Consider the following 12,697-nt stretch of genomic DNA (forward strand, 5'->3'; position numbering starts at 1 on the left):
GTAAATGCGTAGCATGCGCTCCACACCAACAGGCGGGCGTCCGTTACCTGCCTTGGGATAATGGGGTTCTATCAGTTTGCACAGCATGGACCACGGCACGACATGATTCATCTCGGAGAGAAACACCGCTCGCTTTGTTGTCTTGGCGTAGCGTTCAAATCCACCTTCGGCAAATGTCGTCTGTTTCATCGCATTCGTGATTCAATGGGCAATAGGCTTATATTAACGTTTCTGAAGCGATACTCGGATACTTAATCAGAGATTCCCTAACTCATGCATGCACGTACATGCATGGTAAAACCATACTCAGACTATTTTGCAGGCTTCATCAAAAGCCAGGCGCGGTGAACGCGGGAACAATTGTGTAGCATTACCATACCCCAGATTACAGATAAAGTTGACCTTGATGCTGCTGCCAGCAAAGAAGGTATCATTCAGTTTATCGGCGTCAAAACCTGACATAGGACCGCAATCCAGCCCTGCTGCGCGGGCTGCCAACATGAAATAAGCCCCCTGCAAGGAAGAATTGCGGAAAGCCGTGGCATCAATAGCAGCCTGATTGCCGGCAAACCACGAGCGTGCATCTGCATGTGGGAACAACTGCGGCAGCTTTTCGTAAAACTCCATATCCATGCCTATGATGGCAGTCACTGGAGCCGCTTTGGTTTTTTCAAAATTACCCTGGGATACACAGGCCAGCAATTTCTCTTTTTCAGCAACAGATCTGACGAATACGATGCGAGCTGGGGAGCAATTGGCAGAAGTCGCGCCCCACTTCATCAAATCATATATTTCCTGCAATTGTTCATCCGTCACCGGCTTGTCCAGCCAGGCATTATGGGTACGGGCGTTTATAAACAAAATGTCTATTGCTTCTTTGGATAACATGGGGCTTCCTTTCAAAATAGTGCTGGATGATACCGCAAGTCGGCAAAAGCTTCAGCCCATGTCATCACGATTCCTTTTACAATAGGCCCACTTCGGATTTTCTGCACTTTTATGTTTACCCCCAGCCAACACGATGTACGCCGTTTTTTTTGTGAAACCTTTCGCAAGTCCCGCGAAAACCTGGTATTGACACCACTGGAAATCATCGCCTCAGACTGGATCAGGCAGCACCCTGAATATGATGCCGACCTGGCAGATGTGGAGCTTGCCCTGCAAGCCAATTACAGCGTCGACCAGGGACAAACCAATCCTTTTTTGCACCTGTCCATGCACCTGTCCATCGCTGAGCAGATTTCCGTCGATCAACCACCGGGGATCAGGCAGGCATTCCAGATACTGGCCAGAAAACACCAGTCTGAGCACGAAGCGCACCATGAAATCATGGAGTGTCTGGGGGAAATGATCTGGAATTCACAAAGAACAGGCTTGCCACCTGATGGGCAAGCCTATATTGAAGCGCTGAAGCAACGATGCAGCTAACAGGCTACAACAGCGCAGAACAACAAATTTGCTGCAAATAAAAAAAGCGAGGACTAGCCTCGCTTTTTTATCAACTTGATCGCTTATTTCAACTGGTCATTCAAGAGTTGCAGGATTTTCTCTGCGACCGGTGAGGAATCCACCTTACCATCGCTACCGTGCACGGAAACATGGCTGACTTCACCATTGGCAGCGTTCTTGACGAGGATGCGGTATTTCTGGGTATTCTTCGTTGCATCACTGGTGGAACCAAACGAGAACAGCCTGGAGAAGAAACCTTCACCGCCGCCCTTGTTCTTGGCGTCAATATCCTGGTCCACATAACGAACAAAATACAGTCCTTGCGAGCGATCACGGTCTTCTACCGTAAAGCCTATGCGGTCCAGTGCCAGACCGACCCTGCGCCATGAACGATCAAACGCCTCATCGACTTCGACATAAGTCTTGCCGTCAGCCTTCAACAGTTGGGCATGAGCTTTGCCGTTTGCGGCCGGTGCAGCCACTGCAGTCTTAGCTTTTTCGCCATCAGAACCCAAGCGTACCATCAGGCGTGACAGGAACTCAGCTTCCAGTCCAGGGTCCGCCGCACGAGGCGTCCATACTGTGCCGTCTTTTTGCGCACCAACCAGCACTTCCTGGGCACCACGATGGCTGATGTAAATTTCCACTTCACCATTCGCGCCACGCTCAATACGAGTACGGAATTTGTCACGCTCGCCGGTAGAATACAGAGAGTCGAGAACCTTGCCCAAGGTATTGCGAATAATATCCTGAGGGATTTTTGCACGGTTCTCAGCCCAGTCGGTTTCCATGACGCCAGCTTCCTGATTTTCTACATTGATCAGGAAACCCAATTCCTGCCAGAAATCCTTCAGCTGTGGCCACAAGGCTTCTGGCGTGTCCTTCACCACCAACCAGCGGCTATTGCCATTGCGCTCTATGCGCATATTCTGAATCTGTTTGGCGGCAACTACGCCGCTGCTACTATTGGCAGCCTTATTACCCTTTTCAAGGTTATAGCTGGAAGCTGTTGCGCTACTTTTGTTTGCTTCAGGGATGGAAAAGCGGTTGTCGCGTCGTATCTGCGTCAAATCTGGTGGCACCTCCAGAGAGGCGGTCGTTGCCTTGCTGGCGCTTCTATAGTCGATCCGGTTTGGTTCGAGAATATTGCCGATTGAACTACAGCCAGTCAGACCTGCCAGCGCCAATGCGCCTATGATCCCGTTTTTAGCAACAAAGCTTTTTGCCATGTGAAAGTCCCTACGTATTAGTATCAATTAAAACTGCGTGAAGCAAACGTGCATGTTTCCAGGCCGTTCAGGGGGTCATTGTAATACACCGGCTTCACGCATCGCTGCGCGAACGGTTTCATGATATTGCTCGGCCATGGTCACCAGGGGCAAACGTATTCCCGTCGGTATCAAGCCCATTTCCGCCATTGCCCACTTCACTGGCAAAGGATTGGGTTCGATAAACAATTTGTTGTGCAGGGGAATCATGCGATTATTGATGGCAATGGCTTGCTTGACATCACCTTGCATGGCAGCGGCGCACAATTCATGCATGGCCTTGGGCGCCACATTGGCCGTCACGGAAATGTTGCCCTTGCCACCATACAGCATCAACGCAACGGCAGTCGCATCATCACCAGAATAGACAGCGAAAGATGGGGGTGCCAGACGGATCAGGTCGGTGCCACGGGCAATATTACCCGTAGCGTCCTTGACACCAATAATGCCAGGTACCTGCGCCAGACGCAGTATGGTTTCATTCGACATGTCTGCCACGGTACGACCAGGCACATTGTACAAAATGATCGGAATATCAACCGATTCAGCAATCTTCTTGAAATGCTGGTACATACCTTCCTGGGTAGGACGGTTGTAATAAGGCACGACCTGCAAGGAGGCATCCGCACCAGCCTGCTTGGCAAACTTGGTCAGCGCTATTGCTTCTTCTGTTGAATTGCCGCCAGAGCCAGCGATGATCGGAATACGTTTATTTGCATGCTCAACAGCAACACGTATCAGTTCGCAATGTTCCTCAACGGAAACAGTGGGAGACTCACCTGTTGTACCAACAATCACGATGCCATCGGTACCTTCGGCAATATGCCAGTCAATCAATTTGCGCAAACAAGGCAAATCGAGACTACCATCTGCATGCATGGGGGTTACGATCGCAACCAGACTACCTTGAATCTTTGTCATGTTAATGCAAGAAAAAAGTAAAACCCTGATTGTAGCGGATACGCTGGTGATCGGGGCGCAAATAGCAGGATAAAGCCTCTAAACTTGTGAGCATTTGATTCAAAGCTTGTCCAAAGCACTGACTTTTCCAGTTTTTCTGGCACAAATTCGCTGCAGCATGGCTGGTTTAGGTTGATCAACATAGCCATTTTCATAGGCAATGACTGACATTCTGACTTGAGGATTAGACTGCATCTGCGCCAGAAGTTCGCCAGACTGCAATAAAAAGGCAGGATTTGATGGCTTGCCAAACAATTCATTGCCGGCAGCAAAGGTTTCGTAGATCAATAGCCCCTGGTCTTGCAAGCTGGCAAGCAACTGGGGGAACAAGGGGCGATGCAGGTAATTGCAGACGATGACAGCTGCCAGGCTGCTTTCAGCAAAAGGCCAGTCAAATCCTGCGTCACCAGTTTCCAGATCGTGCCTGATGGTCTCAATACCTGCGGCTTGCAGCTGTGCAAATCCCTGCATATCCCTGTCCAGAGCCCACACCTGCAAACCCAGGGAGTTCAGATAGCAACTATTCCGGCCGCTCCCACAGGCAAGGTCCAGCACAACGCCATCAAGCTCTTGCATCAAAGGAGCAAAGCGTTGCAGCCATGCAGAAGGCTGGGTGAGCTGCAAATGCGATCTGGCTGTCATCATGCTATTGGACAAAGCGACCTCGACAATTCAGCCCAGCAACATATAAAACGGTGAGGCAAGTAGCTGCAATGCGAAACCACCCAGCGCCATCAGGGGCCCCATCCAGTACTGCAAGATGTGTAGCATGGCCAAACCTATCAGGATGAAGAAACAATAGGGTTCTATTTTGGCAAATTTGTATGCCTGCGCATGGGGCAGCAGGCTGAGCAGTATCTGACCACCAGCAAGCGGGGGGATGGGTAACAAATGAAATGCGAACATCGCCAGGTTTGTCAAAACCCCTGCGCGCGTCATCTCCAGAAAGAAAATCTCGTCAATCTTGAAAAGCCCCAGGAGCAAGGACAGTAACAACCAGGCGAAGCCCATGACCAGGTTAAATGCCGGTCCTGATAAGGCAATCCATTTCAGGTTCCTTTTAGGATCACGCAACATGGAATAATTGATGGGCATGGGTTTCGCATAGCCAAACAAAAAAGTACCGTTGCTGACCAGATAAAGAACCGCCGGCATAACCAGAGTGCCAATAGGGTCGATATGCACCATGGGATTAAAACTGAGCCTACCTTGTGCAAGTGCCGTCGTATCACCAAAATAACGGGCGGCATAACCACGTGCTGCCTCATATAAAGTGATGGCAAAAACGACGGGTAAGGCATAAACCAGGACTGTTTGTATCAGATCATTCATGTATTGACTCTTGAATTAACGCTTGGAATAACGCTTGGATTGACTCTTGCCTGCATCAACTTGCGTCAACACAGGCAGCAAGAAGAAATCGGGCAAATCGTGCACTACAAACCGAATAGTGACACGTCACCCCTGCCCTGGCGCACCAGTTCCGGCGCGTCCCTCGTCATATCGATCACACTTGTCGGCACCAGGCTGCAGGCCCCGCCATCAATGACCAGGTCAACGAGCTTCTCCAGCCTTTGACGCACTTGTTCAGGATCAGTCATCGGCTCTGCTTCGTCGGGTAATATCAGCGTGGTGCCAAGCAAAGGCTGTTTAAGCTCTTCCAGCAGCGCATGGGTAATCGCATTTTCCGGCACGCGCAGACCTATGGTTTTTCGCGACGGGTGGCTGAGTCGACGTGGCACCTCTTTGGTGGCTTCCAGGATAAACGTGTACGGACCAGGCGTTGCCGCCTTCAGCATGCGGTATTGGCGGTTATCGACCTTGGCATACAGGGCAATTTCAGACAGGTCACGGCATAACAAGGTCAGATGATGTTTTTCATCGACGCCGCGTATTTTGCGCAAACGGGTCACCGCATCCCTGTCATCAAGATGACAGACCAGGGCGTAGCAGGAGTCTGTAGGCAAGGCAACGATGCCGCCATTGTCAATGATCTGCACCGCCTGCTTGATCAACCTTAACTGCGGATTATCGGGGTGTATCTGGAAAAATTGGCTCATAAAAACAAGAAAGGCGGTAGCTCGCTACCGCCGCTAAAAAAATCAGTACTGAAAATTAACGCAAGTTCTGCAAGGCAGCTATGCGTTGCTCAAGTGGCGGGTGCGTAGAAAACAAAGCACCCCAGCCTGGTGTATCACTGATGCCGGAAGCAGCCATTGATTTCGGCAATTCGCCAGGCTGCAAACCGCCAAGTCTTGCCAGCGCATGTATCATGGGCTGGCGATTGCCGAGCAAGTTTGCCGAGCCCGCATCTGCACGAAATTCACGCTGACGGGAAAACCAGGCAACAATCATCGAAGCAGCTATCCCGAACAATATCTCACAGACAAACACCGTAATCATATAACCGATACCAGGCCTGTCGTCATCGCTATTACGAAATACCGCTTTATCAACAGCATAACCGACCACTCGCGCCAGGAACACAACAAACGTATTCACCACGCCCTGTATCAAGGTCATGGTAACCATGTCGCCATTGGCAATATGGGCAACCTCATGTCCCAGGACGGCTTCCACCTCTTCCCGCGTCATCCCCTCAAGCAAGCCTGTCGACACGGCCACGAGCGCAGAATTTTTAAAAGCACCGGTAGCAAAGGCATTTGCTTCGCCATTATATATTGCCACCTCGGGCATACCGATGCCAGCCCTCTCGGATAAAGCCTTTACCGTATTCACCAGCCAGAACTCTGTCGATGTCGAGGGTGAATCAATGACCCTGGCACCAGTCGACCATTTTGCCATGGGCTTGCTGATCAACAAGGAGAAGATGGCGCCAGTAAAACCGACCACCAGAGAAAATGCCAGCAAGGTCGACAACTGCAAACCATTTGCCGTCAAAAACCGGTTAACACCCAGTATAGACAACACAACAGACATGACGGCGATGACCGCCAGATTGGTCAACAGAAACAGGACGATACGCTTCATGACTCACCTCCCAGAGGAAATTGCACGACTCACGCCCCATAAATGTGGCTTAAGTCCCTGATTTCAAGTCAGGGACCACTGCTCCCAAACCGGGCGTGCCATTTTTGGCAAGGTCGGCAAACGTCCTATATCCACTTCCGCATCTTGCGGGGAATGGAAATCCGAACCACGAGAGGATAAAAATCCATAGTGCGCCGCGACTTTTGTATATTCGTCGTATTGATCGACGCTATGACTTCCCGTTACCGTTTCTATTGCCAATCCACCAAGATTTTTGAATTCAGTGAAAAAAGCGTCAAAGGCCAAAGGACTCAGATCGTAGCGGCCGGGATGGGCAACAACGGCAACACCACCAGCGCCACGTATCCAGCCCACTGCTTCAGTCAGGGTAGCCCAGCGATGCGGCACATATCCGGGCTTACCATCAGACAGGTAATGCCTGAACACCTCAGAAACCGAGGCACAAACACCGATTTCAACCAGGTAACGGGCAAAATGCGAGCGTGAAATCAAGTCTGGATTACCGACATACTTGAGTGCGCCTTCATAGCTATTCTGAATGCCGGCCCGACTGGCCAGTTCTGCCGCCATATCACGTGCCCTGCGTTCACGACCAGAACGCGTCTGCGCCAGGCCATCAACCAGGTCCGAGTTTTTTTCGTCTATGTTCAGTCCAACGATATGTATGGTCTTGCCCGCCCAGGTAATCGACACCTCTACACCCGGGACATACAGCATATCGAGGTCATGGGCAGCCGCCCTCGCTTCGGGAATACCTCGTACCTCATCATGATCAGTCATCGCCCAAACATCCACACCGTTGGCTTTGGCACGTTCGGCCAGTTGCGCCGGAGCCAGCACCCCATCGGACACCGTAGAGTGACTATGCAAGTCGACATTAAGTTCTGAAGATAACATGATGAATAAAATTGGCAGAAAAACAAGGGGGCAAGCTCATCAATTGCCCAACTGCCTGTTTTTTGCAGAAAGGCCGCATCCGGCGCCACAATACACAAGTATTGTACTCCCCCTGCTCTGTTCGTGCTGCACTGCACGATCAGCTTTTGCTTATATCTTCATTTCTACCCGTAAAGTCCAGGTGGTATAGGTTCTGGACGTATTGTAGTCAATGCGATTGACCTGGCTCGACAGTACACGGCTACCGCTCAGGTAGTCATTGGCGGTCAGGTTGTTTGCCGACAAACGCACTTGCAGGTTGGGATTGAATTTCCACAAGCCATACAGATCAAGCTGGCGCTTAACGCCTGTCGTATTCAGTTGCGCTTCACTGCTTTGCACTTCGTAAGCGGGTGTCCAGTTGATATTACCACCGACAGTCAGCGGTATGCCTGCAGGGCGGTAATCAAGACCAAAATTTGCTGTCTGCGTCGGTTGCTGGTCAAGGCGATTATTCGGTCCGGGAATATCATCCACCTTGGACCAGAAATGGCTGTAGTTGCTGCGCACATCAATCGCCGGGCCATTGGGGAAGAACTCCTGCAGCTGGAATTTTGCTTCCAGCTCTATGCCTCGCGTCGTGGCATGGCCAATATTCGTTGGCGAAGAAACCCAGCGCATTACGTCAGCACCATCTTTTTGCGTAGTCACCTGCACCGTGCGCCTGCGTATCAGGTTATCAATGTCACGTATGAAGAAATTGGCACTGATAATGCCAGCACGCGTCAGGTAATGTTCAAAAGCCAGGTCCATACCTTTGGACAATTCCGGTTTCAGGTTAGGGTTACCGGTACGGTCAGGACGATAGTAGCTATTCTGATTTGAGATACTCGGCAAGGCGATCAGATCGTTCAGGGCCGGGGCACGATAGCTGTGTGTCAGACTGGTCCTGATCTGGTCTTTACCTGCACCGGGGATGCGCCAGACACCATGCAGCACGGGGCTCCAGACGCTGCTGGTATTGTCCACACCACCCTTGGAGGTAGTACTACTGGTTTTGATGCCTTCCCAGCGCAAACCTGCATAGGCGGAAAACTGCGGATTGATATCAAATTCATCCTGGACAAAACTCGCCAGGCGACGGGTACTGGCATCGAGGTTATCACCAGAATCTGCAAATTGCGGCAGGCCATTATCAAGCGAAATGCGGGTCTGGCTACGCTTGCCCATCTCCAGGTCCCAACCGGCAGTCAGGGTATGGCCCTCACCATAAGGCATGGTGAATTTACCTCCGGTATTAATACTGCTGTCACGGGTATTATTAACATCGCTGATGACATCCAGTTGCTTGCCATCTTTATCGAACTGGTAGCGCAATGAAGAGCTCTCCATCTTGCCCAGGCCGCCACCAAACTTGATGTTAAGCTTGGCATTTCCTTCAAACTTGTGCTGCCAGTTACCAAAGCCACGCAGGAATGTGGTTTCAGAATGCGCTGACGATGTTGCCAGAGCAAAAGGTTCGGTAGTAATGGATGGGTCTCTGGTACGCAAAGTCACATCCACATCACTACGGTTATTCGAGTCGCTACGTGAATTCATCAGGAACGGTTGCACCATCAAAGTGTCGCCATTCTCAAATTTATAATTGAAACGCGGCGTCAGGTGGATACCTGTCGTTTTACGATTGGTCTGGTCATGTTGATTCTGTATCAGACTGTCTTCACCGGCAGCATTTTTTTCATTCGTAAAAGTGCTGCCATCATCATGCTGGCGATTCTGCATGATGGAACCACTTAATGCATACGAAAGACTCCCCAACTCACCAGGCACCGTGATTGACAAGTTGGGCGCAATTCTCCCCTGCTCAAAGCCAAGCGACATTTTTAAATCGGTGTTTTTTTGCTTGTACTCTTCACGCAAGACGATATTGATCGTACCAGCCACCGCCTGAGTACTGTATTCAGCAACAGTGCCACGAATAATTTCTATGCGCTCGACCTGATCTGGCGACAAACTATCCATAGAAAAACCACGAGGTGCACGTTCTCCGTTGATCAGGATTTGTGTATAACCATTACCCATGCCGCGCATGCGGATGTCACCGCCACGCCCCGGGCGACCACCGACAGTAACGCCTGGCAGGCGTTTAAGAACCTCGCCAAGACTGCTATCGCCATTACGATCAAGTTCTTCACGACCAAAAATGATTTTAGCCGCAGTCGATTGACGACGCTCTTCCTGATCAGTGCGTCCACCACTGATGGTGACTTTTTGTATGCCATCTCTGGGAACCGGAGCATCCGATTTTTTATTACCAGCCTTATCTTTTGCCTTATTGTCCCGGGAACTCTCTTCCAGGCTCTTTACCGATTCAGGAGGGGTAGTTTGCGAATAGGCAAAATGAGTGACAGAAAAAACACCGGCAATTGCAAGTGTCAAAGTTCGTAATTTAAAAATTGGATGCATGGGCTTCAAACTCAGGTACAACATAAGCCGAGCCGAGGACAGTCCCCGCTCTTGTGCCAAGATTGTATTTTTAAGCAAGCCCGAATGCCAGCAAACAGGCTGGCAAATTTGTATAGAAATGAAACAAAGTGGTCATACCAGTTACTTTGCGATACCGGTATGACAAAAATTCACGTGAGAAATACGCGGCTATCGCCATTACACTTTACGGAAACGCCATATGGCGATAAAACCAAAGAATGCTGCAAAGACGAGCTGCACCAGCATTGCAGGCAGCGCAGCATCAAAACCTAATCCGCGCCAGGTCATGGCATCAAGACCATCGACAGCCCAGCGAGTCGGTACGATCAATGTAAAATTTTGCAACCATTGCGGAAATAAAAACGAGGGCATCCAGGCGCCACTGAGCATGACCATGATCAGCGTTGCAAAAATGGATATGCCACGTGCTGCTTCTGGTGTTTTGCCGAAAGCCGCAATCAGCAGGCCAAAACTGGCGGTCATCAATGAAAATGAAATCACCACGCCGATAAAGCCAGGCAGACTGCCCGCTATCTTGACTTTAAATACCAGCACAGCCACGGCAAAGATGAAGCTCATCAAACCGCTGGCGATCAGCGCACAAGACAGGCCTCGTGCCATCAATAAAGTATTCAACCCCACAGGCGCAGCCAATAAACGGTTCCACAAACCAAGACGTCTGGCGAGCAGCACCCCTATACCGGCATCAATCGCCATGAACAAAATGAATTGCACGCTCATGCCGGCAAAAGAATGCGCAAAACCATTGTACTTGCTGGTCACCGGATCACCTGCAGCCATGGCCTGATCCTTCGTTGTGAATGGCATGCTGAGACCAGCACTGACCGCTGACTTCTCTTCGGTATCCGCATTACTCTTGGTCAGTTGCTTGTCCTGGAATTTCTTCCAGCTGCCAAGAAAATCGTGGAGCTCGCCATTCTCTTTCATTGCCTTGTCAGATTTCTCCAGATCCTGGATGGTTTGGTCGACAAATTTTGCCCCTGCTTTTCCGCTGAACATTTCGGCGCTGACACTTTGCATAACCTGCTGGGTCAGCATTCCCTTCACCATCGCCAGAACAGCAGTTTGGGAAGGGTCATAATAGATCGGCAATTCGGGCTTAGCTTTGCCGCCAAAAAAAGCCGCACCAGCGCTTTCACCAAAATTCTCCGGCAATACCACTGCCATATTGAGCTTGCCTTTCAAGACCAGGGCCTTGGCTTCTTCAAGCGGCAATTCCTTGACTGATAAAGTTGATTCAGCTTTCAGGCCCTGGACAATTTTCTGGGCAATAGGATGATTGTCGAGCACAACAATGGCTATCTCGATTTTTGCTGCGTCCTTGCCACCGCCACCAGTAAGAAAGCCAAAGAATGAAGCCAACAATATGGGCATGAATAAATTCAGCAACAAGGCTCGGCGATCTGACATAAACAGTATCAGATCTTTCTTGATCAATGCTAACAAGGCGGTCATGATGCTTGTCCTTAGCGGTTCAGTGCAGGTGGATGTCTGCCTTCAGGATGGATAAAAATGTAGTTCGAAAACGAAACGGGTGCCGTCAGTCACGCAAACTGCGACCAGTCAAGGTCAGGAAGACATCTTCAAGATTGGTTTTTGCGGTCGCAAAATGGCTGGTCTTGTAGCCCGCCTTCGCCAGCCATTGAAGCAGGGAAAGCGCCATCTCATGACTCGACAGTGCAAGTTCAAGATGCTTACCCTGATCACTGACATTGATGCTGCTGACCCCTGGCATCAAGCTCAGGCTGGCTACGTCAGTTTCGGCAACTTTCGTGTGCACATCCACACTGAGTGCCGCCTGCGCTGGCAATCTGCGATACAGATCAGCAGGCGTCTCATTACTGATGACCTTGCCGTGGTCAATGATCACGATATGATCAGCCAGGCGCTCGACCTCTTCCATGTAATGACTGGTATAGATCAGGGTCAGTCCGCGCGACTTTAACAGTTCCAGGCTATCGAAAATAGCGTTCCGGCTCTGCGGATCAACACCGACAGTGGGCTCATCGAGGATGAGCAATTCTGGCTCATGCAATAATGCTGCAGCGATATTCAAGCGACGCTTCATCCCTCCGGAAAATGTGGCCGGTTTATCGGCGACGCGATCCGTCAGGTTCACCAGGTTCAAGACAGACTCGCAGCGTTGCTGCAACTGACTGCCTTTCAAACCATACAAGGCGCCAAACAATCTCAGGTTTTCTATCGATGGCAGGTCTTCGTATAGCGCCAGGTCCTGAGGAACCAGGCCTATTTTGAATTTGACTGCATTATTCCCAGCCCCCATGGTCTGCCCCTCGACCAGAACCTGGCCCTGGTCAGGCTTTAACAGACCACAAATCATGCTGACAGTAGTTGATTTCCCTGCACCGTTGGGTCCAAGCAAACCCAGCGTCTGCCCACGCTCAACAGAGAACGATACCCCGTCGACGACCTTGCGCGCACCAAAGCTCTTACTTACATTTTGCACATCCAGCAGCAAAGCAGTCATGACAAAGTCCTTGAGATAGGGAAAATCCGTAGCAACAATGGTAATTCAATCAATGCTTTTTCAGCAAATGGAATATATTCCGACGGGCGTAAGAGCAACATCAGCACACTTGCCAGCAATATGAGCAGTCGATGAA

Annotated in this window: 13 protein-coding genes; 1 reads left to right on the forward strand and 12 read right to left on the reverse strand. The window is 50.4% G+C overall.

What is annotated here, in order from left to right:
• Both LZ463_RS15785 and LZ463_RS15790 read right to left on the reverse strand, forming a co-directional pair.
• On the reverse strand, nt 1–189 hold a 189-nt coding region (locus LZ463_RS15785; RefSeq protein WP_489686125.1), incomplete at its 3' end, for a transposase.
• A gap of 117 nt (nt 190–306) precedes the next feature.
• A complete protein-coding gene (locus LZ463_RS15790; RefSeq protein ID WP_241456786.1) occupies nt 307–888 on the reverse strand; it encodes a malonic semialdehyde reductase in 582 nt (193 codons plus the stop codon).
• Between the two features lie 111 nt (nt 889–999).
• On the opposite strand from LZ463_RS15790, the gene LZ463_RS15795 reads away from it, so the two are divergent.
• A complete protein-coding gene (locus LZ463_RS15795) occupies nt 1,000–1,428 on the forward strand; it encodes a DUF1841 family protein (RefSeq protein WP_241456787.1) in 429 nt (142 codons plus the stop codon).
• Nucleotides 1,429–1,511: 83 nt separating this feature from the next.
• Here the strand turns inward: LZ463_RS15795 and bamC are convergent, their stop codons facing one another.
• The 10 genes from bamC to LZ463_RS15845 form a co-directional block, all read right to left on the reverse strand.
• Complete coding sequence (gene bamC / locus LZ463_RS15800) at nt 1,512–2,678, reverse strand: NlpB/DapX family lipoprotein (RefSeq protein WP_241456788.1); 1,167 nt, start codon at nt 2,676–2,678, stop codon at nt 1,512–1,514.
• Between the two features lie 75 nt (nt 2,679–2,753).
• On the reverse strand, nt 2,754–3,638 hold the full coding sequence (gene dapA / locus LZ463_RS15805) for a 4-hydroxy-tetrahydrodipicolinate synthase (protein ID WP_241456789.1): 885 nt from the start codon (nt 3,636–3,638) through the stop codon (nt 2,754–2,756).
• A gap of 99 nt (nt 3,639–3,737) precedes the next feature.
• Nucleotides 3,738–4,322, reverse strand: coding sequence for a class I SAM-dependent methyltransferase (locus tag LZ463_RS15810; protein ID WP_241456790.1), 585 nt, complete (start codon nt 4,320–4,322; stop codon nt 3,738–3,740).
• Nucleotides 4,323–4,349: 27 nt separating this feature from the next.
• Nucleotides 4,350–5,009 (reverse strand): site-2 protease family protein, encoded by a 660-nt coding sequence (locus LZ463_RS15815; protein WP_241456791.1) that lies wholly within the window; start codon nt 5,007–5,009, stop codon nt 4,350–4,352.
• Between the two features lie 104 nt (nt 5,010–5,113).
• Nucleotides 5,114–5,737, reverse strand: a complete 624-nt coding sequence (locus LZ463_RS15820; RefSeq protein WP_241456792.1) for an L-threonylcarbamoyladenylate synthase — start codon at nt 5,735–5,737, stop codon at nt 5,114–5,116.
• Nucleotides 5,738–5,792: 55 nt separating this feature from the next.
• On the reverse strand, nt 5,793–6,668 hold the full coding sequence (gene htpX / locus LZ463_RS15825; RefSeq protein WP_241456793.1) for a protease HtpX: 876 nt from the start codon (nt 6,666–6,668) through the stop codon (nt 5,793–5,795).
• Between the two features lie 63 nt (nt 6,669–6,731).
• Nucleotides 6,732–7,586 (reverse strand): 3',5'-nucleoside bisphosphate phosphatase, encoded by an 855-nt coding sequence (locus LZ463_RS15830; RefSeq protein ID WP_241456794.1) that lies wholly within the window; start codon nt 7,584–7,586, stop codon nt 6,732–6,734.
• 150 nt (nt 7,587–7,736) lie between these two features.
• A complete protein-coding gene (locus tag LZ463_RS15835; RefSeq protein WP_241456795.1) occupies nt 7,737–10,031 on the reverse strand; it encodes a TonB-dependent receptor plug domain-containing protein in 2,295 nt (764 codons plus the stop codon).
• A gap of 198 nt (nt 10,032–10,229) precedes the next feature.
• Nucleotides 10,230–11,528 (reverse strand): ABC transporter permease, encoded by a 1,299-nt coding sequence (locus LZ463_RS15840; protein ID WP_241456796.1) that lies wholly within the window; start codon nt 11,526–11,528, stop codon nt 10,230–10,232.
• Between the two features lie 85 nt (nt 11,529–11,613).
• Nucleotides 11,614–12,561, reverse strand: coding sequence for an ABC transporter ATP-binding protein (locus tag LZ463_RS15845; RefSeq protein ID WP_241456797.1), 948 nt, complete (start codon nt 12,559–12,561; stop codon nt 11,614–11,616).
• Between the last annotated feature and the right edge of the window lie 136 nt (nt 12,562–12,697).

This window comes from Undibacterium paludis (genome assembly GCF_022568815.1).
Lineage (GTDB): Bacteria > Pseudomonadota > Gammaproteobacteria > Burkholderiales > Burkholderiaceae_D > Undibacterium.